The organism is Marinobacter zhanjiangensis (assembly GCF_014651935.1).
In the GTDB taxonomy this organism is placed as follows: domain Bacteria; phylum Pseudomonadota; class Gammaproteobacteria; order Pseudomonadales; family Oleiphilaceae; genus Marinobacter; species Marinobacter zhanjiangensis.
Genome location: NZ_BMXV01000011.1, coordinates 1 through 26,219, shown reverse-complemented (window position 1 = coordinate 26,219; position 26,219 = coordinate 1). Strand labels below are relative to the sequence as shown.

At 62.7% G+C, this 26,219-nt stretch carries 22 protein-coding genes; 7 read left to right on the top strand and 15 right to left on the bottom strand.

What is annotated here, in order from left to right; genetic code table 11:
* Window positions 1-86: 86 nt before the first annotated feature.
* The 11 genes from znuB to pilG form a co-directional block, all read right to left on the bottom strand.
* The gene (gene znuB, locus IE079_RS18175) at window positions 87-899 is read right to left on the bottom strand and encodes a zinc ABC transporter permease subunit ZnuB (RefSeq protein ID WP_189578412.1); all 813 of its coding nucleotides are present in this window, start codon (window positions 897-899) and stop codon (window positions 87-89) included.
* On the bottom strand, window positions 886-1,671 hold the full coding sequence (gene znuC, locus IE079_RS18170; RefSeq protein WP_189578410.1) for a zinc ABC transporter ATP-binding protein ZnuC: 786 nt from the start codon (window positions 1,669-1,671) through the stop codon (window positions 886-888). Before znuC ends, znuB begins: the two co-directional genes overlap by 14 nt.
* Window positions 1,668-2,159: a Fur family transcriptional regulator gene (locus IE079_RS18165; protein ID WP_189578407.1), complete on the bottom strand. Its 492-nt coding sequence runs from the start codon at window positions 2,157-2,159 to the stop codon at window positions 1,668-1,670. Before IE079_RS18165 ends, znuC begins: the two co-directional genes overlap by 4 nt.
* Window positions 2,160-2,281: 122 nt before the next feature.
* On the bottom strand, window positions 2,282-2,755 hold the full coding sequence (locus tag IE079_RS18160; RefSeq protein WP_189578405.1) for a chemotaxis protein CheW: 474 nt from the start codon (window positions 2,753-2,755) through the stop codon (window positions 2,282-2,284).
* A gap of 12 nt (window positions 2,756-2,767) precedes the next feature.
* Complete coding sequence (locus tag IE079_RS18155; RefSeq protein ID WP_189578403.1) at window positions 2,768-3,820, bottom strand: chemotaxis protein CheB; 1,053 nt, start codon at window positions 3,818-3,820, stop codon at window positions 2,768-2,770.
* On the bottom strand, window positions 3,820-11,664 hold the full coding sequence (locus tag IE079_RS18150; protein WP_189578401.1) for an Hpt domain-containing protein: 7,845 nt from the start codon (window positions 11,662-11,664) through the stop codon (window positions 3,820-3,822). Before IE079_RS18150 ends, IE079_RS18155 begins: the two co-directional genes overlap by 1 nt.
* An 11-nt stretch (window positions 11,665-11,675) precedes the next feature.
* Window positions 11,676-12,575 (bottom strand): CheR family methyltransferase, encoded by a 900-nt coding sequence (locus IE079_RS18145; RefSeq protein ID WP_189578399.1) that lies wholly within the window; start codon window positions 12,573-12,575, stop codon window positions 11,676-11,678.
* Window positions 12,576-12,603: 28 nt separating this feature from the next.
* A complete protein-coding gene (locus tag IE079_RS18140; RefSeq protein WP_189578397.1) occupies window positions 12,604-14,682 on the bottom strand; it encodes a methyl-accepting chemotaxis protein in 2,079 nt (692 codons plus the stop codon).
* A gap of 82 nt (window positions 14,683-14,764) precedes the next feature.
* Window positions 14,765-15,310, bottom strand: coding sequence for a chemotaxis protein CheW (locus IE079_RS18135; RefSeq protein ID WP_189578395.1), 546 nt, complete (start codon window positions 15,308-15,310; stop codon window positions 14,765-14,767).
* A 20-nt stretch (window positions 15,311-15,330) separates the two neighbouring features.
* Entirely contained in the window at window positions 15,331-15,693 is a 363-nt protein-coding gene (gene pilH, locus IE079_RS18130; RefSeq protein WP_189578393.1) for a twitching motility response regulator PilH, read from the bottom strand.
* A gap of 33 nt (window positions 15,694-15,726) precedes the next feature.
* A complete protein-coding gene (pilG, locus tag IE079_RS18125; protein WP_189578391.1) occupies window positions 15,727-16,119 on the bottom strand; it encodes a twitching motility response regulator PilG in 393 nt (130 codons plus the stop codon).
* 319 nt (window positions 16,120-16,438) lie between these two features.
* Between pilG and gshB the strand changes: the two genes are divergently transcribed.
* Genes gshB through IE079_RS18090 form a run of 7 tightly spaced genes read left to right on the top strand, consistent with a single transcriptional unit; the run spans window position 16,439 to window position 22,145 of the window.
* Window positions 16,439-17,386, top strand: a complete 948-nt coding sequence (gene gshB, locus IE079_RS18120) for a glutathione synthase (RefSeq protein ID WP_189578389.1) — start codon at window positions 16,439-16,441, stop codon at window positions 17,384-17,386.
* Window positions 17,387-17,438: 52 nt separating this feature from the next.
* The gene (locus IE079_RS18115) at window positions 17,439-18,302 is read left to right on the top strand and encodes an energy transducer TonB (RefSeq protein WP_189578387.1); all 864 of its coding nucleotides are present in this window, start codon (window positions 17,439-17,441) and stop codon (window positions 18,300-18,302) included.
* Complete coding sequence (locus IE079_RS18110) at window positions 18,299-18,865, top strand: YqgE/AlgH family protein (protein ID WP_189578385.1); 567 nt, start codon at window positions 18,299-18,301, stop codon at window positions 18,863-18,865. The genes IE079_RS18115 and IE079_RS18110 overlap by 4 nt, the downstream gene beginning before the upstream one ends.
* Window positions 18,858-19,322 carry a Holliday junction resolvase RuvX gene (ruvX, locus tag IE079_RS18105; protein WP_189578382.1) on the top strand — a complete coding sequence of 155 codons (465 nt, stop codon included), beginning with the start codon at window positions 18,858-18,860 and terminating at the stop codon, window positions 19,320-19,322. The genes IE079_RS18110 and ruvX overlap by 8 nt, the downstream gene beginning before the upstream one ends.
* A 17-nt stretch (window positions 19,323-19,339) precedes the next feature.
* The gene (pyrR, locus tag IE079_RS18100; RefSeq protein WP_189578380.1) at window positions 19,340-19,849 is read left to right on the top strand and encodes a bifunctional pyr operon transcriptional regulator/uracil phosphoribosyltransferase PyrR; all 510 of its coding nucleotides are present in this window, start codon (window positions 19,340-19,342) and stop codon (window positions 19,847-19,849) included.
* Window positions 19,846-20,880, top strand: a complete 1,035-nt coding sequence (locus tag IE079_RS18095; RefSeq protein ID WP_189578378.1) for an aspartate carbamoyltransferase catalytic subunit — start codon at window positions 19,846-19,848, stop codon at window positions 20,878-20,880. The genes pyrR and IE079_RS18095 overlap by 4 nt, the downstream gene beginning before the upstream one ends.
* Window positions 20,877-22,145, top strand: coding sequence for a dihydroorotase (locus tag IE079_RS18090; RefSeq protein WP_189578376.1), 1,269 nt, complete (start codon window positions 20,877-20,879; stop codon window positions 22,143-22,145). Before IE079_RS18095 ends, IE079_RS18090 begins: the two co-directional genes overlap by 4 nt.
* 75 nt (window positions 22,146-22,220) lie before the next feature.
* On the opposite strand, the gene IE079_RS18085 is transcribed toward IE079_RS18090, so the two are convergent.
* From IE079_RS18085 to yrfG, 4 genes are all read right to left on the bottom strand, one after another.
* The gene (locus IE079_RS18085) at window positions 22,221-23,825 is read right to left on the bottom strand and encodes a phosphoenolpyruvate carboxykinase (protein WP_189578587.1); all 1,605 of its coding nucleotides are present in this window, start codon (window positions 23,823-23,825) and stop codon (window positions 22,221-22,223) included.
* Window positions 23,826-23,963: 138 nt separating this feature from the next.
* Window positions 23,964-24,824, bottom strand: coding sequence for an Hsp33 family molecular chaperone HslO (gene hslO / locus IE079_RS18080; RefSeq protein ID WP_189578374.1), 861 nt, complete (start codon window positions 24,822-24,824; stop codon window positions 23,964-23,966).
* A gap of 51 nt (window positions 24,825-24,875) precedes the next feature.
* Window positions 24,876-25,289 carry a ribosome-associated heat shock protein Hsp15 gene (gene hslR / locus IE079_RS18075; RefSeq protein WP_189578372.1) on the bottom strand — a complete coding sequence of 138 codons (414 nt, stop codon included), beginning with the start codon at window positions 25,287-25,289 and terminating at the stop codon, window positions 24,876-24,878.
* A gap of 43 nt (window positions 25,290-25,332) precedes the next feature.
* Window positions 25,333-26,034, bottom strand: a complete 702-nt coding sequence (yrfG, locus tag IE079_RS18070) for a GMP/IMP nucleotidase (protein ID WP_308427793.1) — start codon at window positions 26,032-26,034, stop codon at window positions 25,333-25,335.
* Window positions 26,035-26,219 lie beyond the last annotated feature (185 nt).

The following is a 26,219-nucleotide window of genomic DNA, read 5'->3' as shown; positions in this document are numbered from 1 at the left end:
AACCGGGTTGTGGTGTGCCCTCCGGGGCATGCGTCACACCGGGAGACTAGCCTTCACTCTAGACCAGGCAACCGGGAGCTGCCAGCTCAGGCCCTGGCCCGGCGGATCACCCCGTAGATCAGCAGGAATACCACGAAGGCGGCCACCACAATGGAGGGACCGGCGGGGGTGTCCAGGTTCCAGGACATGCTCAGACCGGAGGCAACCGCAATCATGCCGAAGCCGATGGCCATCAGCACCATTTTTTCCGGACTGCTGGCCAGCCTCCGTGCGGTGGCTGCGGGGATGATCAGCAGGGCGGTGATCAGCAGAACCCCGACCATCTTCATGGCGACGGCGATGACCAGTGAAAAGATCAGCATCAGTACCAGTTGCAGGCGTTGCACCGGGAACCCCTCCACCCGGGCCAGTTCCTCGTGGATGGTGGCCATCAGCAGGCCCTGCCAGAGCCAGTACAGCAGGGCGAGTATCACAATGGCACCGCCGAAAATCCAGGCAAGATCCTGCCGGGTCATGGCCAGCAGGTCGCCGAACAGATACCCGGTGAGATCCACCCGTACATCCGGCATGAAACTCAGGGCCACCAGGCCGAAGGCCAGAGCGCTGTGGGCCAGTATGCCCAGCAGCGTGTCGGTGGCCAGTGCCTGGCTGCGGGACAGCGACACCAGAACAATGGCCAGCAGCACGCAGGTGGCCGCCACGCTCAGGTTCAGGTTGGTCTGGAACAGGAAGCCGAGGGCCACACCCAGCAGCGCCGAATGTGCCAGGGTATCGCCGAAGTAGGCCATCCGTCGCCACACCACAAAGCAGCCCAGGGGGCCGGCGACCAGGGCGATCCCCAGGCCACCCAGCAACGCGCGCCAGAAGAAGTCATCAAGAACCGGATCAAGAATGGACATGGTGCTCAACGTGCTCCGGATGCTCGCCGTCCACCACATCTCCGTGGAGGTCATGGCTGTGGTTATGGTGATGATGATAGACCGCCAGGCTCTCCGCCACGGGCTGACCGAAGGTTTCCACGAACGCCGGGTCGTGGGAGATATCGGCGGGGTAGCCACTGCAGCAGACATGCTGGTTCAGGCAGATCACCCGGTCGGTGGCCGCCATCACCAGGTGCAGGTCATGGGAGATCATGATCACGCCGCAGGCCAGTTCGTCGCGGACGTCGCGGATCAGCTCGTAGAGTGCTGCCTGGCCATTGATATCGACGCCCTGGGCGGGTTCGTCCAGTACCAGCAGGTCCGGTTTACGCACCAGGGCACGGGCCAGTAGCAGGCGCTGCATTTCACCGCCGGACAGGTGATGCACCGACTTGCGGAACAGAGGGCGGATGCCGGTCCGCGCCAGCGCTGACTGGCACTCCGTTTCCGGGGCGCCGGTAAGAGCCATGAACCGGCGCACGCTCAGCGGCAGGGTGGGCTGCAGCTCAAGGTGCTGAGGCACATAGCCGATCAGCAGACGGTGGGCCTTGTGGATGCGACCGGCGGTGACCGGCTGTATACCCAGCACCGCCTTGATCAGTGTGGTCTTGCCAGCGCCGTTGGGGCCGATGATGGTGACGATATCGTTGCGGCGAACTTCTAGGCTGACCCGGTCCACCACTGGCAACTCGTTGAAGGATACCGAGACCTGGTCGAGCCGGACCAGGGGTTCCGCGTCTGTTGTGGTCATGGTGCTGCCTGCTGCGCCTGGCAGCGGGGGCAGAGTCCCGCTACTTCGATGGTGGTCTCGACCGGCCTGAACCCCTCTCTGGCGGTGGCCTGCGCCACGGCCCCGGAGACCTGGTCGGAGGTCAGTTCAGCGACATTGCGGCAGCCCTGGCAGATCAGGAACATGCCGGTGTGGCGCTCGCGGGCGTGATTGCAGCCGGTAAAGGCATTCAGGGAGGCAATGCGGTGTACCAGGCCATGCTGCTGCAGGAAATCCAGCGCCCGGTAGACCGTGGGCGGCGCCGCGTTATGCCCTTCCTGTGCCAGCATACCGAGCAGGTCGTAGGCTCCCAGTGGCTTGTGGGACTCCCAGATCAGTTCCAGTACCCGTTGGCGGATGGGCGTCAGCCGGGCGCTGCGGGACTGGCAAATGGCCCGGGCTTCGGCCAGGGCGTCCCGTACGCAGGCGTCATGGTTATGGGGGCGGTAGGGCAGTGCGCTGGCAGACATAACTGGGCGTTCCGGCAAATAATGCAACAGTATAACATTAATCTGCAGGCGTTAAAAAACCCCGTACCCTGACACGGTCGAGGTGCCCGGGTCGATAGGGGATTCCCCACCCGATACCGGATTCAGGCGCTCTTGAGGGCCTCGATGCCCAGCTTTTCAAGGTATTCCAGGTCGGGAATCCACACCGGCTCGCCTTCCACTTCTACCTGCATCAGGTCGGCCGGGCCCTGGTCAGAGTCTTCCCGGCCATGGACCTGCTCCGCCTCGAGGCGGGTCTGGCTGGGGATACCCTGGGTCACGATGGCGAGGAAGGGCAGTTTGTCATGATTGGGGCCAATGGTGTTGAGCACCACGATGCGGCCGCGACCAGCGCCGGGAATCACGACTTTCTGTTCATTGGCTCCCTCGTAGGAGATCACGGGCAAAGTCTGGCCGCGCCAGTCCAGGTATCCGGCCAGCCAGTCGGGGCCTTCATCCCCGGACAAGTGGGTGTCGTGGTCCACCACTTCCGCTATGGACACGTTGGGCAGCAGCAACTGTCGGTGGTTCATGGGAATGAGCACACAGTGCAGCGTTTGCGTGGTGGTATCGGTCATGATTCTTGGTCCTCAGGTTACATCCTGCGACGATGTCTGTTTCAGCAGGGCCGCATCGGCCAGTGTGCGCACCAGTGACCTCGCCAGTACTTCCGGAGAGCCGGACAGGCTGGTACAGCCGGTGGCCGCTACCGCTTCGGGCATGGCACTGTTGGCGCAGGTCTCGCTGGTCTGCACCCAGATATTACTGCCAAAGGCCCTCAGCATGGGTGCGGCGACGGCACCATCGTTACCCATGCCGGAAAACACGATGGCATGGCAGCGGGCCCCGAAATGGTCGCCAAAATTCAGCAGTACCTGGTCGATGGACGGCCCGTAGGGTCCTGGCCAGGCATTGCTTTTCTCTGTCAGTGCGCCTTCCGGGGTCAGGCTCCACTCCCGCTCCACCGGTATCACCGTGACATGGCCGCAGGCGGGGCGCATGCCCTCTTCAGCCCGCTGCAGGCGGTAGTGGGCGTGACGCCCCAACACCCTGGCCAGCACCTCGGTAAAATTGCCATCAATGTGCTGGGCATAGACGAAGCCCACCGGGAGCCCGGGGGGCAGGTGATCCAGAAAGGCCTTCACGGCCGCCGGCCCGCCCAGTGAGGCCCCCAGAATCCAGATTTCCTCGGCTACCTGCCCCGGTGCCGCCGGCGTGATCCAGGGAGGCATGTCCACCGTTTCCGGTCGCTCGGGAGGCGTCGCGCCCAGTTCTTCCAGGGCCTCCTGGGATTCGGTCTGTTCCAGGGGGCCCAGCTGTTGTTCCAGCTTTCTCAGCAGGCGTCGTTCCCAGCGTACGAAATCCCGGGTTCCGGGCTTGGGCGCCGGATCAATCCCGAACAGGATGGGCGCCTCGGTCTGGTCCAGCAGGTGGTCGAACAGGGCGGGGTGGTCCGCTTCATCTTCCAGCGTGACCAGCCACAGGTCCACCTCCGGCAGCAGCTCATAATCCAGGATTCGCTCCGGGGCTCCCGAGAATCCCGGGCGTATGCCGAAGCGACTTGTCGCCTCCTGTAAGCGGTGGCGTTGCAACACGTCGTCAGAGACGATCGCGACGGCAGGCCGCCCGCCTCCTGTCGACATCAGTCGTCCCCAGCTCCGATTGTCTCGCCGGTCAGGCGCTGAATGGTTTCAAGCAGCTCGGTTTCCTGGAAGGGCTTGCCCAGGTATTCGTTGACCCCCAGACCCAGGGCCCGTTCCCGGTGCTTGGCACCGGTACGGGAGGTGATCATGCAGATGGGCACCTCGCTCAGGGTGTCGTCGTGGCGAACGAAACTGGCCACTTCGAAACCGTCCATCCGTGGCATCTCGATGTCCAGCAGGATGATATCCGGCCGGTGGTCCTGCAGCTGGGCGACCGCATCGAGGCCGTCCTTCGCGGTGACCACTTCCATGCCGTTGCGTTCCAGCAGTCGGGAGGTCACCTTGCGCACCGTCACCGAGTCATCCACCACCATTACCAGGGTGGGGCGATCCTCCCGGTATTGCTGCTGCAGGGCAGCCTGTTCCGACAGACGCTGGCGCTCGGACAGGATGTCGGAGCGGATCATCGCCGGCAGATCGAGGATGACCACCACGTTGCCGTCACCCAGAATGGTGGCGCCGGACACGCCCCGCACGGAGCTGAACTGCGGCCCCAGGGATTTGACCACGATTTCGCGGCTACCCAGCAGGCTGTCCACCTGCAGGGCCATGGGCTGCTCGGAACCACGCACCAGTATTACCGGCAGCGGCAGCGCCTGACCCTGCAGCTTGGGCCGGTGTTCACTGTGCAGCAGGCCACCGAGGTACTGCAGGCGGTATTCCTGGCCGGCATATTCATACAGTGGCGCCTCGGGCTGGTAGTATTCCTCCAGCTCCCAGGTACTGACCCGCACGATACCTTCGATGGTATTCAGCGGAATGGCGTAGAAGTCCTCGCCGGTGGACACCATCAGTGCCCGGTTCACCGAGACGGTGAAGGGTAGGCGCACAGTGAAGGTGGTGCCTTCGCCAACCCTGGAGTCGATATCCAGGCTGCCGCCCAGTTGCTTGATTTCGCTGGCGACGACGTCCATGCCCACGCCACGACCGGAAATCTGGGTCACGGCCTGGGCCGTGGAGAATCCGGGCTGCAGGATGAACTGCAGGATTTCCCGTTCGCTCAGGTCTTCCTGTTCGCCCAGCAGGCCCCGCTCAATGGCCTTGCGGCGAATCACCCCGCTGGGAATGCCAGCGCCATCGTCGTGCATTCGCAGGACCACTTCACCGCCTTCCCGGGTCAGGTTCAGGGAGACCTGACCGGTTTCCGGCTTACCGGCCCTGGCACGGTCGGAGGGGCTCTCGATGCCGTGATCCAGGGCGTTGCGCAGCATATGCTCAAGGGGGGCGATCATCCGCTCCAGGATGTTGCGGTCCAGCTCGCCTTCGGCGTTGTGAACGTCGAACTCCACCTTCTTGTCGAGCTCGCCACTGATCTGCCGAACGATCCGCCGCAGCCTCGGCACCATGGAGGCGAACGGAATCATGCGGGTCTTCATCAGACCTTCCTGCAGCTCGGTATTGATCCGCGACTGCTGGACCAGCAGGGTGTCGGTATCCCGTACCCGGTCGGACATGGTTTCGCGCAGGTCGGCAAGGTCCGAGGCCGACTCGCTCAGGGCCCGGGACAGCTGCTGGATGGAGGAGTAACGGTCCATTTCCAGCGGATCGAAGTCCTCGGTGTAGTCCGGGCCGTGCTCCTGCTCGGCCCGGAACAGGATCTGCGCCTCGGTTTCTATGTCCATGCGCCGCAACTGCTCGCGCAGACGCTCGATGGTGGCGGCCATTTCGTCCAGGGTATGGCCGAAGTCACTGTTCTGCTGTTCCAGGCGGCCACGGGTAATACTGGTCTCGCCGGCCAGGTTGACCAGATCATCCAGCAGCGGTGCGGAGACGCGGATGGTTTCCTGGGCCGCCCGGGCGCTGTCCTTGCGGCGCTGTTCAATGGCCTTGCGGGCAGGTTGCGGCGCCTTGCTGGCAGACTCCTGCCTGGCAGGGGGCTGGTCGCCGGCTTTTTCGGCCGTCTCGGCGGGCTGTTTCGCTGGCGGTGTTTCGGCCTCCGTGGGGGCCTGGCCGGCCAGGTAGTGATCGAACGACTGGCGAACCTCGCCAACCGAGGCAATCAGGCCATCGTGGTGCCGGGTGATCTTCTTCCAGTCATCCGGCGTCGGCGCCTGCTCGCCCAGATCGGTGAGCAGGGTTTCAAAATCGTGGGCCAGGTCCCCGAGCTTCGGTTGTTTTGACAGGCGTGCGCCGCCCTTGAGGGTGTGCAACGCGCGCTGGGCTTCATTGCTGAAGTGCTGGCTCTCGGGCTCCTGGTACCAGTCCGCCAGCAGTTGCTCCAGCTGGTCGAGAATTTCCTGGGCTTCTTCCAGGAAAATTTCCAGTACTTCGGTATCCGGTTCATCCTCGTCGGCTGCGGTGGTTTCTTCCGCAGCCTGGTCGGCGGACTCGTCCCGGTGGCTGGCCGCTTCCCGCAGCAACCGTAGCAGGCCGTTATCGGGCTGTGGCCGGTTGCCTTCCTCCAGCTCGCTGAGCATGGTCCGCAGGCCTTCGTTGGCCCGCTCACTCAGGGACAGCACCAGGGGCTGGTTGCCGGAACCTTCCAGCAGTGGCCCCAGGCCGTCGGACCAGGCCTCGGCAAGGTCAGCCACGGCATCGATATCCGCCAGGCGGGCACCGCCCTTGAGGGTATGCAGTTCCTGCTGCAGCTGGGTAATACCACTGAGCTGCTCAGGGTCTTCACGCCACTGAACCAGGCTTTCTTCAATGGTTTCGCAGATGTCCAGGCCTTCTTCCAGGAACATGCCGGTAATTTCGTCGGCACTCAGTTCCGGGCCGGTATCGTCTTCATCGGTGTCTGCGGTATCGACGTCCTCGGGTGAACTTTCTGCGGCCGGCGTATATTGGTCGTCGTCCGCTGTTGCCGTGGTCGTATCGCTTCCGGTCGGGTCTGGCTTGCCGTCGATGATGGCACGAACCCGGCTGATCAGTTCCGTGGCGGGTGCGCAGGGACGGGAGGTGGCCACCTCGTCCACCATGTTGGCCAGCCGGTCATGGCAGGCGAACAGCAGGTTCAACATGTTCTGGTTGGCACTGATGCGACCGTCAGCGACCCGCTCGAACAGATCCTCGAGTACGTGGGTCAGGTCGGCGATGGGATCAACGCCGGCCATGCGGGCGCTGCCCTTGAGGGTGTGTACATCCCGCTGGAGCTCGCCGGCCAGGGTGGTGTCGTCGGGGTTTTCACTCCAGCTGTGCAGGGCACTGCCGGTGGAGTTGACCAGGTCGTAGGCTTCCTCCAGGAAGATGGCGACAAGATCCGGGTCAAGGTGTGACAGGTCGAAGGTCCGGGCGGTTTCCTCCGGCTCGGCGCCGGTACCGGTTTGGCCGGCTTCGGCCGTGTCGCCGGTGCTGTCGGCAGCAGGTTCGTCCGGAACCTCGCCAATGTCTTCATGGAGCTGCTCCAGCTCATTCTCGAGATCGCTGACATCCAGCCCGGACAGGTCCTCATCGTCCGACTCGGTGCGGGCGTCTTCCAGATTGGCCTCTTCGCTGCCTTCGATCGGCTCGTACTCAACGGCGTCGGACGCCTCTGTGTCCGGTGCCTCTTCACTGAACTCTTCACCGATCTCCTGATTGGTGTCTTCGCGGGTTTCCTCTTCGGCAGCGTCCGGTTCATCGACAGGCTGGTCGGGTTCTGCGTCCGGGGCCTCGGTATCTGTCTCCGATGTGGCATCGGATTCCTGGTTTACATCGGTGACCGGCCGGCTGCCACTGGCGGTGCCCATATAATGGCGGATATCAGCTTCCAGATCCTGCGCGGGTCGCGGTGGTTCGCCGTTGGCGAGCGCGTCCACCATGCTGGCGAGACGGTCATGGCAGCTGAACAGGAGGTCGGACAGTTCCCCGGTCACACCCAGGCGGTGTTCCGCCAGGCCTTCGAACAGGTTCTCCATCTCATGGGCCAGGTTGCCAATGGCATGGATTTCGGCGAGGCGTGCGCCTCCCTTGAGGGTGTGCAAATCCCGCTGCAGCAGGCGCAGCAGTTCACTGTTGTCCGGGCGCGCCTGCCAGGATTCCAGGGCATCGGCGGTGCTGGCGATCAGATCTTCGGCTTCTTCCAGGAAGATGGCCGCCAGTTCGTCGTCCACCTCGTCGTCAGACTCGTCCGCCGTGGTTGTGGCCTGCTCCTCGTCCACCTCTGCCGTCGGCAGCGGGTAACTGTCATATTCGACATCTTCGGCCAGGTCGTCGGTTGTGGAGAGGGAGTCTGCCAGTAGCTGCAGCTCGCTTTGCAGGGTGTGGTCGGGTTTGGTGGCAAGGCCGGCAGCGACCTGATCCATCAGGTTGATCAGGTGCTCATGGGCCGATTGCACGGTTTCCATGAACCACTCATCGGGTCCTTCGGTGTGGGGCAGGGCGTTGTGATAAACCCCGGCCAGTGCGCCGGTGAGTTCGGCCACATCCACCAGACCGGCTTCCCGTGCGCCACTGGTCAGTTGTTCAAGCTCATGGGAGAGCCGATCCATGTCGTCGGTCCTGGCGGGATCTTCCGCCCACTCGGACACGATGCGGTCGGCATCCAGCAGTACGTCGAGCCCGTCACTGAGGAACAGGCTGACCAGCTGCTGGTCCTGACTGCCGGCGGCTTGCGGATCATCATGGTCGCGGCGCCCCAGGGTGCGGGCAGACACGTCTGCCAGTTGTTCGAGGTAGGCTTCGGTGCCGTCCAGTGGCTGCTGGGGCGTGCTGTGGAGCTGGTCGAGCCCGGACTTGAGGAACTCACAGCACTGGTGAATCAGGTCGATAACCTCGGCATCGGCACGGCGGTTCTCGGCGCGAGCCTGCTTGACGAACTGCTCCAGCGGCGTGACTACCCGGGCAATGGGCTCGATGGCGGCGGTGTTGGCGCTGCCCTTGAGGGTATGAAGTGCCCGCGAGACGGCATCGGTGTAGGTGACGCTGCTGCGGTCGCCGGCGTCCTCCAGAAACTCTTCCAGTGCCGCCAGGTGCGTGCGGGCCTCACTTTCAAAGATCTCCACCAGAATCGGGTCGACCAGATCCTCTTCATCAAGGTTGGTCTCGGCAAGCTCGTCAGCGATCGATGGCTGTTCCGGCGTTTCCGGGGTTTCAGTATCCGCCGGCTCGACGGTCTCATCCTGTGCTTCTGCGGCCGGCATCTCCCGGGTATCCGGGATTTCGCCATTGGCCAGAGCGTTGGCCCGGTGCTCCAGCGCGGTGGTGTCTGTCGAGGCTGGCCGGCGGGCCTCAAAGTCGGCAACCAGGGCCGGAATGGTGTCGGCCACATCCCGCAGCAGCGTGGCGATGTCGTCATTCATGAACACCGTGCCATCAATGACCCGGTTCAGCATATTCTCGACGGACCAGGCCAGCTCACCCACGACACTGGCACCGACCATACGCCCACTGCCCTTGAGGGTATGAAAGGCGCGGCGTACTTCCGCCAGGGCACTGCGGTCATCGTACTGACGCAGCAGCATGGGCAGGTATTCATTGACGGTGCCCAGTACTTCGCCGGCTTCTTCCACGAAGATCTCGATGATCTCATCATCGATCAGATCATCCTCGTCCTCGAAAGGTGTTGCCTTGGCAGCTTCTTCGGCGGGAGCTTCCGCCTGGTCCGGTTCGGCACCGTCGGCGACCTCTGTTCCGGTTTCCGCGTCGGATTCCCCGACGGCACTGTCATCCTGCCCGGTCTTGCGGGTATTGGCCATGGCTTCCGCCTGCTCGATCAGAGCGGTCACATCGCCGGTGGCGTGGCCGGTACGGAACTCGTCGATCAGCCCCGGCAGGCGGTTGTTCACCTCGTCCACCAGCTGGAACAGGTCCTCACCGGGCCTCAGCGTCTGGTCGAGCACCCGGTTGAGCAGGTTTTCGATGGACCAGGCCAGCTCGCCGATGCTGGTGGCGCCCACCAGACGACCGCTGCCCTTGAGGGTATGGTAGGCGCGGCGGACTTCGGTGAGTGCTTCCCGGTCGTCGTGGTTCTGGCGCAGCCGGGGATACCAGTTGTGGATGGTCTCCATGACTTCGCCGGCTTCCTCGACAAAGATCTCCAGGATTTCGTCGTCCACCAGATCCATGTCGGAACTCTTGGCGCTCTGTTCCGGGGCCTCCAGCGGGGCCTCTTCGGTGGCTGTCGCCGCGGGTTCGCCAGCCGGTTGGTCTTCCACCCAGGTGGGTTCCTCGCCGGGAGGGAATCCGAGGCTGCGCAGGCTTTCCTCGGCCACCCGCAGTACCGATTCGTTATCGGAGATGCCGTCGGCCAGGCGCTCCATGTAGTACTCGACACTGGTGATGGTGTCCGCCAGGGTGTCCAGTTGTTTCCAGTCCGGGATGCGCTTGCGCTCCAGCAATACCTGCTGGATATAGTCGCGGGCGGCGTCGAGGATGTCGGCCGGCCGCTTCAGGGGGATAACTTTCAGGCCGCCCTCAATGCTGGCGAGCATCTCGGGGACATGCTCGATTTCCCGGGGATCCCACTGTGAGGCGATGAAATTGACGACCGCGCTCTTGACCTGTTCCAGGGCATTGCGGGATTCCCGTAACAGGGCGGTATGGGCATCACCAAGCTCCTGGGCGCCGGGGCCGGCGTCATCGGAAGCGGTGTCGGCCCCGGTCTCGCCCCGGTTCAGGTGTTTGTCCCGGTCCAGTCCGGAAAGCGTCGCCTCCACATACAGTAGTGCCCCGGCGATATCCAGCAGGGTGCCGTCATCGGCGGTTTCACTCTGCGCCAGCAGGCGTTCAACCGTTTCAATCTGCTCGCCGATGATGCGCCGGGGGTTGCCAAGGCCAATTACCGCCAGGGTATTGGCAACCTGCCTCAGGCCGGGCAGCAACTCCTCCAGATCCTGGTTCTGGCGACTCTGGTCACGGACAAACAGGTCCAGCTGGTCTTTCAGTCTCGCCACTTCCTCGTTCAGGGCGAGAACAACCGACTGGATGGCTTCACGACCGGGTCCAGCGCCGGTTTCGTCAGCCTCGTCACCGGGCAGAGCCTGGTCCAGACCATAGCGATCGCGCAGGTCGGTAATGTACGGCGAGCCGGCTTCCCTGGCCTGTGCCACGTAATAAAGCAGATTGCGGAACAGGGTTTCCGGTACCGGCTGACGCAGGATGTCGTTGGGCTCGCGGGTGAGGCGGTCAATCTCGTCGTCCAGGTCCTGCAGCAGTGTGCGGGTGGCCGGGGCGAGGTCATTGATCTCCTGCTGCAGGCTTTCGATAAAGCCGCCGGCGGCGCGCCAGAGCTCTTCCCGGGGAGTGCCGGTGCATAGCTTGACCAGACGCTGGATGACTTTCTGCAGGTTGTCGTAATGGGTGCTGTTGTCGCTGCCGGGCCGGGTGCTCTCCACCGCCCGATGGAACATCTTGCCCAGTTTGGCCACATTGGTCAGGATTTTCGGGTCCTGCAGCAGGCGGGCAACCCGCGGGGAGGCCTCGAAACGGGCCTCGGTCATGTCGGGCCGGAACAGGGACAGATCAGACAGCAGGCCTTCACCGCGAGCGGCGCGCAGGTCGTTGAGCAGCGGCAGCAGGGTCAGGGGCAGGTCGTCGTTGCTGGAGCGCAGGCCTTCCAGGTAGCGGGGCAGGCGCAGCATTGCCTCCATCAGGATGTCGACGGCCTGTTCCGGGTTGTCCACCTGCTCCTTGAGCACGCTCTGGGTAAGCTTTTCCATTTCTTCGGTGAGCAGGGCAGCGCCCTGCAGCTCCACCATCTGCAGGGTACCGTTGACCTGGTGCAGGTAGTTCAGACAGAAACGCAGGCGGGCCGTATCGTCGCGGTTCTCGACGTAGGCTTCCAGCGCCTGCTGGCCCTGTATCAGAGTTTGTTCTATTTCGCCGCGAACCCAGTCCAGGGCGATGCTGTCATGGTTGTTGCCCATAACCACTCCGGTTATTCGTCGTCTGACTGGCGGCGTATCCACGCCAGCACATGTTCCGAGGGAACCCGCTGCATTCCAGGTGGGTGCCAGCCGGTGATCTCACCCTGGCCCAGCACCAGCAGGCCGCCGGGAGCCAGATAGCCTGCCAGTCGGCTGATGATTTCCCGCCGGCGCCAGCGGCGGAAGTAAATCAGCAGATTCTGGCAGAAGATAATGTTCATCCCCTGCATGGGGGCCCGTTTCAGGTCCAGCACATTGAGCCGGGTGAAACAGACACGTTCACGAATTCCCTCTGCAATTTCTGCACTGTTACGGGCGCCTGCCCGGAAATACCGCTGTCGGAGACTGTCATCCATGCCGTTCAGGCGGCGGGGATTGAATAACCCCTTCTGCGCCTTCTCCAGAGCCGGCTTGCTGATGTCAGAACCGGTGACTCCATACAGCGGGGGCAGCCCGAGCTGCTCCATGCTTTCGTTCAGCAGGATGGCCAGGGTGTAGGCCTCCTCACCGGTGGAGCAACCCACGCTCCAGGCCTCCAGCGGACGCCGGCGCAGCTGCTCCCTTGGCCGCGTCATGACATAGTCAGACACCAGCCGGAAGGCATCCGCATCCCGGAAGAAGCGGGTTTCCTGAACGGTAAGGCGGTCCACCAGAGTGGCCCACTCCACCACGGCTTCCGGTCCTGCCACGATCTTTTCGTAATAGGCCTGGAAACTGCCGCATCCGATTTCACGCATGCGGATCCCGATGTTGGTTTCCAGGAAAGACTTGCGTTCAGGTGCCAGGGCCATGCCGGTCCGGTGTTCCAGCAGTGTTTTCCACTGGTGGAACTGCGCCTCGTCCATATCGGGAAGCGGGCGCAGCGCCCAGGTTCCGGAGCCGGGTGACAGGTTGCGGGGTGTTTCAGACATAAACCGTCATCGCCCCAGGCAACGGTGGTCAGCTGACCACCGGAACGTTGCTGTCTTCCTCGTTCTCCATGGTGTCGGTAGCGTCTTCCTCCGGCAGGGTGAAGCCGGCAACGGAAGACCGCAATTCGGAAGCCATCTCTGCCAGGTTTCCGATCGACCGCGCGGTGGCGTTGGTACCGGAGGATGTCTGCGAGGTGATTTCCTGGATGACGTTCATGGTGTTGGAAATGTGGGCTGCCGAAGACGCCTGCTGGCGTGCCGCGTTGGAGATGTTCTGGATCAGTTCCGCCAGACTCATGGATACGTTTTCGATTTCCTCCAGGGCGACACCGGCGTCCTGCGCCAGGCGGGCACCACGCACTACCTCGGCGGTGGTGTGTTCCATGGAGATAACCGCTTCGTTGGTATCCGACTGGATCGTCTTGACCAGCGCCTCGATCTGCTTGGTCGCTGCGGAGGAGCGCTCCGCCAGGCGCTGAACCTCGTCGGCAACTACCGCGAAGCCCCGGCCCGCGTCACCGGCCATGGAGGCCTGGATGGCGGCGTTCAGGGACAGGATGTTGGTCTGGTCGGCGATGTCGTTGATCAGCGATACGATATCGCCGATTTCCTGGGACGATTCACCCAGACGCTTGATCCGTTTGGACGTTTCCTGGATCTGTTCACGGATGTTGTCCATGCCGCGGATGGTGTTCTGTACCACTTCCGCGCCTTTCTTGGCGATGGCAACCGAGCGCTCCGCAACGGCGGTGGATTCGGCGGCGTTGGAGGATACCTGGTCGATGGATACCGCCATCTCGTTCACCGCTGCCGAGGCGCCGGCGATTTCCTGGGCCTGGTGCTCGGAGGCGTCGGCCAGCTGCATGGCCGTGGACTGGGATTCCTGGGCCGCGGAGGCAACCCGTACTGCCGTACCCCGGATGGCCTGTACCAGGCCACGCATCTGGTCGATAGCGTAGTTGATGGAGTCGGCGATGGCACCGGTGAAGTCCTCGGTAACCGTGGCCTCCGTGGTCAGGTCACCATCGGCCAGGTCGGCCAGTTCGTCCAGCAGTCGCAGGATCGCGTTCTGGTTCTGCTCGTTCTGGGCCTGGGTCTGGGCCAGACGTTCCTGGGCGGCCCGGTAGAGCACCACACCGATGGCAACAACGGTGGCCACCATCAGGGCCAGGATCAGGTAGGCCAGCAGCGGGCTGATAATCCGTGAGTCGGCCTGGCCGGCAAAGCTGTTGGCCAGGGCGGAAATTTCCTGCAGCAGCACCTGCGAGTTCTGGAAAATGCTGTTGGATGCTTCACGAACGCGCTTGAGGTAGGGCGAGGCGTTGAGGATGGCATCAATGTTCTGGGAAACGAACTGGAATTGTTCCTCGATGGCTTCCAGGCCGTAACGGGCTTCCTCGATGTCGATGCGGGAGATGTCCTGGGCCGGGTTGCCTTCCAGTTGTCCCTGAAGAATGCGCCCGAATTCGGTGGCATCGCGACCGAACCGGTCAGCCGCCACTACCGCGTCCTCGTCACCGGACAGTACGCTGTTGACCGCCCTGGCGATACGTTCCGCCAGCAGGGACTGACGTTGGGCCAGGGCCACTTGCTGGGCCGGTGCGCCGTTGTCCAGCAGTACCGTTACGATATCCCGGTAGTCCCGCTGCAGGTTGGGAATGGTATCGTTGAGCCGGCTCGCAACTTCGTGCAGGGCGAGCACGTCCTCGCGGGTGTTCACGATACGGTCGGCGTTGTCGCGGACGGTATTCCAGTAGGGCTGAACCTCACTCCGGGCAGCCAGTTTACTGGCCGGGAGGCCGGTTTCCGGGTTGCCTTCCAGAATGTAGCCCCACAGCTGGGAAAACTCGTTGCGGCTGCTTTGCAGCTGGTCGAACGCTTCCGCGTTACCGTCAGCAGCTTCGGTGGCGTTACTGGTGATCTCCTGGGAGAGCACCCGCAGTTCACCGGCGTAAGCGATATATTCCTGATCGTTCTGGCTGTTCTGGTTGACGATGAACAGAACCACAACGAGCAGCACGGTAAGTGCGATCAGCGTTGCGATCAGGCCGGCAACAAGCTTGTTGGCGCCCTGTCCCATGCTGAATCTTCCGGCTTTGTTTTTCATCTTTGGCTCCCGGCCTCTCTTCTTTTTGGCAAATAGGTTTCAGAGGGTAAGTCGGCCAGCGATGCCGGCACGGCCGTAAACATTACCACTGTGACACATCCAGAAAGCGCTCATCATCGATCAGCGCAAAAGTTGAGAACACGTTCCACGTTTCCTCATCACGGACGTAGCCGCCCTGTACGAACGGCTGGACCGCCTCATGCACCTCACCCGGATGAGCCTGAAAGCTGTCTTCGGCGAAGTACTGCATGCCCGCCACGTCGTCGACCACCAGACCGGTAAAGATGTCGTCCTGTTCGACCACCAGGATACGGCGATCCCGGTTACTGCGGGCACCACGTGGCAGGCCGAGAAACTGGGCCAGGTCGATCAGTGGCAGCAGCCGGCCACGCACGTTGGCCACGCCCAGCATGAACGGACGAACCCCCGGCACATGGGTGTAACGAGGCACATGAAGGATTTCCACGACTTCGCCCATGGGGGCGACGAAGCGCTGGCCGGCGAGCATGAAGCCGATGCCGTTCCAGAGGGCGACGGCCTGCTGCTGTTCCGGCAGGCCGGCAGCCAGAGACCGGCTTCGCCGGGCAATATCCGTCAGTACGGCAAAGGGGGCGGCCTGGGCAGACATGCTTACTCCACGGGACGGAATCAGGAAACGAGGCTGTCGATGGTGCTGATCAGGTCGTTCTCGTTGACCGGTTTGACCAGATAACCCTTGGCGCCCTGACGGGTGCCCCAGACACGGTCGGTTTCCTGGTCCTTGGTGGTGACGATGACCACCGGGATAGAGGCGGTTTCAGGCGCGCGAGTCAGCTGCCGGGTGGCCTGGAAGCCATTCAGTCCGGGCATGACAACGTCCATCAGGACCAGGTCCGGGTTTTCGGCCCGGGCCATGGCAACGCCGTCGGCGCCGTTGTCGGCTGTCAGCACCTCGTGCTTGTGTTTCTCCAGCAGGGTGGAGATCTTCTTGAGTTCGGTGGGGGAGTCGTCAACGATCAGAATACGGGCCATGTTATCCTCAATGGTTCTCTTTATGGAACGAACTTACTGTTCCGCCTGGGGAACATACTGGCGAATCGTGTTTAGCAGCTCGTCCTTGCTGAATGGTTTGGTCAGGTACTGGTCTGACCCGACAATACGCCCCTTGGCCTTGTCAAACAGTCCGTCCTTGCTCGACAGCATGATGACTGGCGTCTTGCGGAAGTCGGAATTGTTCTTGATGAGGGCGCAGGTCTGATAGCCATCCAGGCGTGGCATCATGATGTCCACGAATATGATGTCGGGATGGGAGTCGGCTATCTTGGCGAGCGCGTCAAATCCGTCGGTCGCGGTGATTACCTCGCAGCCCACTTTTTTGAGCAGCGTCTCTGCGGTGCGACGAATGGTCTTGCTATCGTCAATCACCATGATTTTCAGATTCTCGAAGTTGTCGTCCATTGTGCAACTGCCTTGCGCTCTGCGGGTGTCGGTATTCAGAGAGTTGCTTTTTAACACACAAACCAGGGGTGTTCTATCAAGCCTCTCCATTTATAGGTTATTCGTGACCGGCAACAAAGTTTTAGATTGTGACGTATTGTACACGCGCACAGTTTGCGTCCACTGACGCGACAGTTTTTTGGCGCCTGGCCGCGGCGGCGCCAAAGGCGGGTGCATTCCGGCGCCGGGTGCAATAACATCTCTTGCTCAGCATAGCACCGTTTAACAGGCATGCTCTGTAGACGGGTTCCTGTTTTTCATCAATTGATCGGGAGGCTCGATGGCTCTCAGAATCGGCGTGGTAATGGATCCGGTCCAGGACCTTCATTTCAAGAAGGATACCTCCCTGGCCATGCTTTGGGCGGCCCGGCAGCGGGGCTGGGAGATTGAATACATGGAGCTGCCGGACCTGTACATGAAAGGTGGTCAGGCGCGGGCACGGGTTCGCGACCTCGATGTGCGTATGGATCCCCGGGACTGGTACACCTTCGGCCGGGAGTCGGACGTCGCACTCGGCGATCTGGACGCCATCCTGATGCGCAAGGACCCCCCGGTGGACCGGGAGTTCCTGATGTGTACCCACATCCTGGAAGCCGCCGAACGCCAGGGTGCCCTGGTGGTCAACCCCACCCAGGCGCTGCGGGACTGCAACGAGAAGCTGTTTGCCACCCAGTTCGAGGACTGCACGCCGCCCCTGCTGGTAACCCGCTCCGCCGATCGCCTGCGTGAATTCTACCGGGAGCATGGCGACGTCATCATGAAGCCGGTGGACGGTATGGGCGGCAAGTCCATCTTCAGGATCCGCGAGAACGACTTCAATCTGGGTGTGATTATCGAGACGCTGACCAACGACGGTCAGCACCAGTGCATGGCGCAGAAGTACATCCCCGAGATCACCGAGGGCGACAAGCGCATTCTGCTGATCGAGGGTGAGCCGGTGCCCTACGCCCTGGCCCGTATTCCATCCGTGGGCGAGAACCGGGGCAACCTGGCGGCCGGCGGGCGTGGTGAGGGTCGCGAATTGACCGCCCGTGACCGGGAAATCTGCGACCGGGTAGCGCCGGTGCTGAAAGAGAAGAATCTGATCTTTGTCGGCATCGACGTGATCGGCGACTATCTCACGGAAATCAATGTCACCAGCCCTACCTGCGTCAGGGAGCTGGATGCGGCGTTCGGCATCGATATTGCGGGCCAGCTCATGGATGCCATCGAGCGTCGTCTGGGATAATAGTCCGGCATTGATGATCCTCTGATACAGGCAACCCCGGGAAGTGGCAGGAATGGCAGCACAGGTCACGGCGAATGATCGCCTGATGTTTACATTGTTCATGGCGCTTGCACTGCATGCGGTGGTGCTGCTGGGGGTGACCTTCGCCCCCGAGGAGCCGGCCACCAGTGCTTCCACCATGGAAATCACCCTGTCCCGGTTCGATGATGAGCAGGCGCCGGATGAAGCGGATTTTCTGGCGGCCAGCAACCAGCAGGGCAGCGGCGAGGCCGAGGAGAAGCTGGAACAGACCACCACGGAAGTGGCCGATGTCAACGCTCGCGAGGTAGAACAGGTGCAGCCGGTTCAGCCCACGGTGACCGAACGCCAGCCCCGGGAAGAGCGGGAGGTGGTGCAGGCGGAGGCCGCGTCAGAGGAGGCGGAGGTCCGTGAGGAAAATCCGGAACCGCCAGAAGAAGACCTGCCGGTGGCCGAAAAGAAAAGCCTGATGGAGCGAAGCCTGGAGATCGCCAGCCTGGAAGCGCGACTGGATGCCCAGCAGCAGGCCTATGCCCGTCGGCCCCGGGTCACCCGGGTGACCGCCGCGTCCACCCTGCAGTCGTCCAATGCCTGGTATGTACGCCAGTGGATTGACAAGATTACCCGCGTCGGTAACAGCAATTACCCTCAGGAGGCCCGCAGCCAGGGTATCTACGGTGACCTGCGTTTGCTGGTATCCTTGCGCAAGGATGGTACCGTCAAGGAATTGAGCATTCTCGAATCTTCCGGCAGCTCGGTGCTGGACGACGCGGCTATCCGCATTATCCGTCTGGCGGCACCGTTTGCACCTTTCCCGGAATCCATGCGGGAGAAAACCGATGAGCTTGAAATCATACGCACCTGGTCTTTCCAGCGCCGGGGGCTGACATCAGGATGAGTGAACGCGAGCAGCAGGGCCAGAATCTGAAGGGCCAATTCCTGGTGGCATCACCCTGGCTTGGCGACCCCAATTTCCATGGCGGGGTTATCTATATCTGTGATCATGACGCCGATGGCACGTTCGGCCTGTTGATCAATCAGCCGCTGGACGTGTCCCTGGGAGAAATTCTGGAGCAGCTGGATATGGACGGCGAGCATCTGGATCAGCCGGTTTACGGCGGCGGCCCGGTGCAGCAGGAACGGGGTTTCGTGCTGCACCCCCTCGACCGGGAGTGGCAGAGTTCCGTGGCGGTCAGCGACCGGCTGCAGATTACCACCTCCCGGGATATTCTCCAGGCCATTGGCAACGAGCTGGGACCGGAGCGCTACCTGGTGGCTCTGGGGTATTCCGGCTGGGGTGCCGGTCAGCTGGAGGAAGAGCTGGCCGGTAATGCCTGGCTCACCTGTCCGGCCAGTGATGCTGTTCTTTTCGATACGCCATGGCAGGATCGGTATCGAACCGTGCTGGCACAGATGGGCATCGACCCCGGTCAGCTGGACCAGTCGGTGGGTCATGCCTGAAGCGGATTCCGGTGCGGCCCGCCAGCGCCGGGTGCTGGCCTTTGATTTCGGCCTGCGCCGGATCGGCGTCGCCTGCGGCCAGGAGCTGCTGGGGTCGGCGCGCCCGGTCACCATGATCCCCGCCCGGGATGGGGTCCCGGACTGGAGCCGGATTGAAACCCTGCTCAACGAATGGCGGCCGGACCTGGTCGTTGTCGGCCTGCCCCTCAATATGGATGGCACTGAAAGCGATATGTGCGCCCGGGCGAGAAAGTTCGGCAAGCGTATCCATGGCCGCTTTCACGTGCCGGTGGAGATGATGGACGAACGGCTGAGCAGTTTCGAGGCCAAGGAAGCGGTGCTGGCTGACGGCGGCAGCAGCGATTTTGGCCGCCATGGCGTGGATGACCTGGCGGCGGTTCTGATCCTGGAGAGCTGGTTCAATCACCAGCAGACCCGTCCCGACTCATTGATGTAGCGGAGGCAGATGCCACCATGACCAACTTGCCCGAGGTTCCCGCCTTGCTCGATACGCTGGAGCAGTCGCTTCGCCGCTATCTGAGTGACCGGGGTATTGCCGATCCACTGCTGGTGGGTATCCGCACCGGCGGTGTCTGGATCGCTGGTGAGCTGCACCAGCGCCTGGAGCTGGAGGAGCCCTTCGGTCAGCTGGATATTTCCTTCTATCGGGACGATTTCAGCCGTATCGGCCTCAACCCCAGGGTGACCCCTTCGCACCTGCCGTTCGAAACCGAGGGCCGGGACCTGGTGCTGGTGGATGATGTGGTCATGAGTGGCCGTACCATCCGTGCCGCCATGAACGAGCTGTTCGACTATGGGCGGCCCAGCTCCATTACCCTGGTGGCGCTGATCGACCTGGGCGGGCGCGACCTGCCCATCCAGCCGGACGTCGTGGCCCACCGCCTGGCGTTGCCGGCCAGTCAGCGGGTCAAGCTGGTGGGGCCGGATCCCCTGAGACTTGAATTGCGGGAGCTGAAACCATGACCGTGTCGGCCCGGCTCAGCGCCCATGATCAGGCCTCCCGGCACCTGCAGCTGACCGATGAGGGCCAGTTGCGGCACTTTATTACCCTTGATGGCCTCGACCGGGCCATGCTGACCGATATTCTCGATACCGCCGATTCCTTCATTGAAGTGGGTGAGCGCACCATCAAGAAGGTGCCCCTGTTGCGGGGGCGCACCGTGGTCAACCTGTTCTTCGAGTCCAGCACCCGTACCCGCAGCACCTTCGAACTGGCTGCCAAACGCCTGTCGGCAGACGTGCTCAACCTGGACATCAACACCTCCGCCACCTCCAAGGGCGAATCCCTGTCCGATACCCTGCTCAACCTCGAAGCCATGGCCAGTGACATGTTCGTAGTGCGCCATTCCCAGAGCGGCGCGCCCCATTTCATTGCCGAATCCGTTACTCCGGACGTCGCCATCATCAATGCCGGTGACGGCCGCCACGCCCATCCCACTCAGGCCATGCTGGACATGCTGACCATTCGTCAGCACAAGCAGCGCTTCGAGGGCCTGAAAGTGGCGATCGTGGGGGATATCCTGCATTCGCGGGTAGCCCGCTCACAGATCCGGGCGCTGCAGACCCTGGGCGCGGAAGAAGTGCGGCTGATCGCGCCGGGTACGCTACTGCCTGCCGATGTGGACAGTCTCGGCTGCACGGTCGAATTCGATATGACCAAGGGGATGGCTGACCTGGATGTGGTGATCATGCTGCGCCTGCAAACGGAGCGGATGGAAGGCGCACTGTTGCCCAGTGAGCGGGAGTTCTACCGGCTTTATGGCCTGGATTCAGAGAAACTGGCATTGGCCAGGCCGGATTGCATCGTCATGCATCCCGGGCCTATCAACCGGGGCGTGGAAATCGAATCCGCCGTGGCGGACGGGCCGCAATCGGTGATCCTCAATCAGGTCACCAATGGCATCGCCATCCGCATGGCGGTGATGTCCATGGCCATGAGTGGCCAAGTGGCTGAACGCGCCACCCGGACTCGGCAGCCGGGAGGTGCGCAATGACCAGCAGCCTGCGCATTGACAATGCCCGTTTATCGGGTGAAAGCGGCGCCGTTAATCTGCTGGTGCGGGACGGCCTGATCCGGTCCATGGGCCGCGATGTCATCCGTGACCCTGCAGACCTGGAAATAGATGCCAGTGGCCTGACCCTGTTGCCGGGCTTCGTGGACCTGTGCTGTAACCTGCGGGAGCCGGGTAACGGTCAGAAGGGCAACATTGCCTCGGAAACCCGGGCAGCGGCGCGGGGCGGGTTTACCACCGTATGCGCGTCACCGGACACCTCACCGGTGAACGATTCCGGTGCCGTTACCAACCTGATCCGCGATGTGGCGCGAACGAAGTCGGCGGTCCGGGTGCTACCGGTTGGCGCTGCCACCCGCGGCCTGGCCGGCGAACTGCTCAGCGATATGGTAGGCCTTGCCTCTGCCGGCTGCGTGGCCTTCAGCAATGGCAACAATGCCATGGCCAACGCCCGCATCCTTCGCCGTTGCATGGCCTACGCCCGTACCTTTGATATCACCCTGATGCTGCAGCCGGTGAATCAGGCGCTGGCGGCAGATGGCTATGCCCATGATGGCAGGGTGGCGGCCCGGCTTGGTTTGCTGGGCGTGCCTGAGGTGGCGGAAACCGCAGCGGTCATGGAAATGCTGCTGCTGGCGGAAGAAACCGGCGTGCGGATACACCTCGGCCAGCTGTCCTGCGCCCGTAGTGTGGGGATGGTGGCCGACGCCCGGGCCCGGGGGGTTGCAGTCACCGCTGATGTGGCCATGCACCAGCTGTTGTTCACCGAGGAGGCCCTGTCCGGTTTCGACAGCCGCTACCACGTGGTGCCACCGCTGCGCAGGGAATCGGATCGCAAGGCCCTGCTGCAGGGGGTGGAAGATGGCGTGATCGATGCCATCGTCAGCCAGCACCAGCCCCACGATACCGCCGCCAAGCAGGCACCACTGGGCATCACCGAGCCGGGGCTGTCCACCGTGGAAAGCGTGTTCTCCATGGGCCTGTCACTGGTGGAGCGGGGCGAGCTGACCATGAACGCCCTGCTGAGAGCCCTGACGGAAGGCCCGGCCGCTGTGATTGGCTGGTCCGCCGGAATCGAACAGGGCGCCCCGGCCAGCTTCAGCCTCTGGGATCTGGAGAGTCAGTGGCAGGCTCACCCGGACACCATGTTATCCCGGGGGCTTCATGCACCCGTGTCGGGACAGGACCTGAAAGGCGTGGCGCACTGGACCGTGTGCGAAGGGCAGGTCGCGTACCGGCCGGGTTGAACCTTGTGACAATCAGCAGAGCGCAAAAAAAGCGCCGTGCCGTGAGGCAGGGCGCTTTTTTCTTGCCGGGGCCGATTACAGCTTTGGGCCGGCTGCGACGATGGCGTCGGAGACTTCGAATTTCTTGAAGTTTTCCACGAACTGGCCGATCAGTTCCTCCGCCTTGGCGTCGTAGTCTTCCTTGCTGGGCCAGGTGTTGCGCGGGTTCAGCAGGTTGCTGTCGACACCCGGAACCGCCTTGGGAACGTCCAGATTCAGGGTGGGCAGGTGTTCGGTTTCGGCGTTGTCCAGATCGCCATTCTGGATCGCGCTGATAATGCCCCGGGTGGTGGGGATGCTGAAACGCTTGCCGACACCGTAGGGGCCCCCGGTCCAGCCGGTATTGACCAGGAATACCTTGCTGCCGAACGCGTCCATCCGCTTCATCAGCAGCTCAGCGTAAACGCCGGCCGGGCGCGGGAAGAAGGGTGCGCCGAAGCAGGTGGAGAAGGTGGACTTCAGCTTGGAGGAGGAACCCATCTCGGTGGAGCCCACCAGCGCGGTGTAACCGCTGAGGAAGTGGTACGCCGCCGCTTCCTTGCTGAGGATGGATACCGGCGGCAGTACGCCGGTCATGTCACAGGTCAGGAAGACGATGTGGGACGGCTCGCCGGCACGGTTTTCCTCAACGCGCTTCTCCACGTGCTCCAGCGGGTAAGCGCAGCGGGAATTCTCGGTAAGGGAGACGTCGGTGTAGTCGGGCTCGCGGGTGTCCGGGTCAATGACCACGTTCTCCACGATGGCGCCAAAACGGATCGCGTCCCAGATAATCGGCTCGTTCTTGCGGCTCAGGTCGATGCACTTGGCGTAGCAGCCACCTTCAATGTTGAACACCGTGCCCGGGCCCCAGCCGTGCTCGTCGTCACCGATCAGGTAACGATCCGGGTCGGCGGACAGGGTGGTCTTGCCGGTGCCGGAGAGGCCGAAGAACAGGCAGGTGTCGCCGTCGTCGCCCACGTTGGCGGAGCAGTGCATGGGCAGCACGTCCTGCTCCGGCAGCAGGAAGTTCTGCACCGAGAACATGGCCTTTTTCATCTCGCCGGCGTAGTGCATGCCGGCCAGCAGCACCTTGCGCTCGGCGAAATTGATCATCACACAGCCGTCGCTGTTGGTGCCGTCCCGCTCGGGAACGCACTCGAAGTTGGCGGCATTGAGAACCTGCCACTCGTCCTTGTCGGACGGGTTGTAGCTGTCCGGGCGGATGAACAGATTGCGGCCGAACAGATTCTGCCAGGCGGTTTCGGTGCGCATCTGCACCGGCAGGTAGTGTTCGGGGTCCGAGCCCACGTGCACATGGGACAGGAAATGCTCTTTGGCGGAAAGGTAGCTTTCCACGCGATCCCACAGGGCGTTGAACTTGTCTGCATCAAAGGGCCGGTTGATCGGTCCCCAGTGAACGGTGTTTTCCGTGCCAGGCTCCTGGACAATGAACCGGTCCATCGGTGAACGCCCGGTACGCTTGCCGGTCTTGACGACCAGCGCGCCGTTGGAGGCCAGTTGACCTTCTTGTCTTTCCAGTGCCAGCTCGACCAATCGCGCTGAGCTCAGATCCGTATAAGTTGTGCTCACTTCGACCTCGCCCTCAAGATGTCTTTGGACTGCTCTGCCCGCGTGCCCCGGGACAGCAGCGGGTTGGCGGATTTATGAGCAGTCGGGTCAATTCAGGCGCGCTATTATGCCAGAGGCGACCTGAAAAAACGACAGCCCGACAGGCCCCTTTACGGGTAGCTTGCGGGCTGATGTTCCGTCCGTTCGGACGGCAACCGTGAATGTCGTTGGTCAGTGCAGCGTATGCCCCGAAAACAGCTGGTCGATATCGATTCGCTGGAACTGGTAGTGGGCGTGGCAGAACTGACAGTCCATCTCGATGCTACCCTGTTCTTCCAGAATGTCATAGCACTCATCCTTGCCGAGGGACTGCAGGGCAGCCAGCGTTCGTTCACGGCTGCAGCTGCAGCGGAAAGCGACGGGCTCCCGGTCGAACAGGCGTACTTCTTCTTCATGGAACAGGCGGTGCAGAACCGTTTCGCTGTCCAGGGTCAGCAGTTCCCCGGCACTGATGGTGGCCGCCAGGTGTTCCACCCGCTCCCACAGCTGATCGTCTTCCTCGGTGGCACCGGGCAGGCGCTGTAGCAGCAGGCCGGCGCAATGCTCGCCGTCGGCGAACAGGAACAGGCGGGTGGCGAGCTGTTCGGAGCGCTCGAAGTACTCTTCCAGGGCGCCGGCAAGGGTATCGGCTTCTCTCGGCACCACGCCCTGATAGCGCTGCCCCTGATCCGGCGTAATGGTGATGGCCATGCGGCCCTGGCCCAGCAACTGGTTCAGGGTTTCCCCTTTTGGCTGCGGTCCCTCTTCGTCAACGCGGGCGATGCCGCGGATAAAGCGGTCGTGACTGCATTCCGCCAGTAGCGTGGTAACGGGGCCTTCGCCATTGGCCTGGAGCGACAGACTGCCATTGAACTTCAGGGTGCTGCTCATGAGCACGCTTGCCGCCAGTGACTCGCCCAGCAGATGGGTGACCGGTTGCGGGTAGCTGGTCTGCGACAGGATCTCGTTATAACTGTTGCTCAGGTGTACCCAGGCACCCCGGATCTGGCTGTGCTCGAAAAGGAACTTGCGGAACTGGTCACTGGCTTGCATTGGGGGTCCTGTGTTGGTGGAGCCTGGGAATCAGGCGCACGGCAGGCAGGGTCAGAGGCCCTGCTGCTCGCGGAATTTCTGCAGCTCACGCCGGTCTTTCTTGGTGGGCCGGCGGGCCGGGGGCAACTGGGCGGCCTGCATGGTCTTGCGCTGCCATGCCAGGTCTTCCCGTTTGCGGATGCTGTCGTCGGTTTCGTGGTAAAGGGTCTGGGCTTCCGGAGCGCCCCGCCTTTTATCTGTTATAGCGTCGATAACCACGATCCGTTCCTGCCAGCCCTGGCGGAGTTTGACCGTGGCTCCGGTTTCCACGGTCTTGCCGGGCTTGCAGCGCTGCTCGTTGTAATGGACCTTGCCGCCCTCGATGGCTTCCTTGGCCAGGTTGCGGGTCTTGTAGAAGCGCGCGGCCCACAGCCATTTGTCGAGGCGTACCTGGGATTTGCCGGTGTCCGGACGTTTCTGGCTCATGATCCTCCGCAGGGTATGACGGTGTCTCGTGTCTGGTTGTTTATTATACCGGTCCTGTTTCCCCGATGGCAGGGGCATTCGGCTGAAGGGCGTCCAGTACCTCGGCGAAGTGCGAGACGGCCGGGATGTCCGGGTGCGGGTCCCGGTCCGGCTGGCGGCTGTCCGGAGACAGGATCGCCAGGCACTGGCCGATGCCGGCACGGCGCGCACTCTCCAGTACCGGAAAGCTGTCGTCCACCATGATGGCCTTCCCGCCATCGTAGGGGTGCCGATGGGAAAGCCCCTGCCAGAAGGCCTGGTCCTCCTTGGCGGCGCCGAGGTCATGGCTGGAGATGATGTCGTCGACCAGCTGATCCAGCCCGGTGCGATCCAGCTTCAAGCGCAGGGGGTCCGGGTGGCAGTTGGTGAGGATGACCGGCTTCAGGTGGTTGCGCCGGAGGGCCTGCAGGAACTCCCGTACCTGGGGGCGGTAGGCAATGCGATCACCCACTTCCGCCTTCAGGGCGGTGATATTGAGGCCCAGCCGGTCACTCCAGTAGTCGGTGCAGTACCAGTTCAGGGTGCCGCGCTCGGCCATGATCATGGGCACCACCAGGTCCCGGGCCTGATCCGGTGTCATCCGGTGCTTTTCGGCATAGCGCCGGGGCAGGTGCTCCAGCCAGAAATGGTTGTCGAAGTGCAGGTCCAGCAGTGTTCCGTCCATATCCAGGAACACGTGGTCTGCACGGGACCAATCGATCATCATGTGTTGCCCTGTATTGAGTGATTGTTCAGGGTGCCGCAGATCTCCGGGCACTGCAATCCGGGCTTGTCCGGACGAACGCTAGTGTGCCGTGCGGTTAATTCGCTGACCTACTGCGTGACGCTGGGGCTTCTGGCCAAGGCGCCAGTCCGCCGGTGTGGTGGTTCCACATCAAGGACTGGCAACAC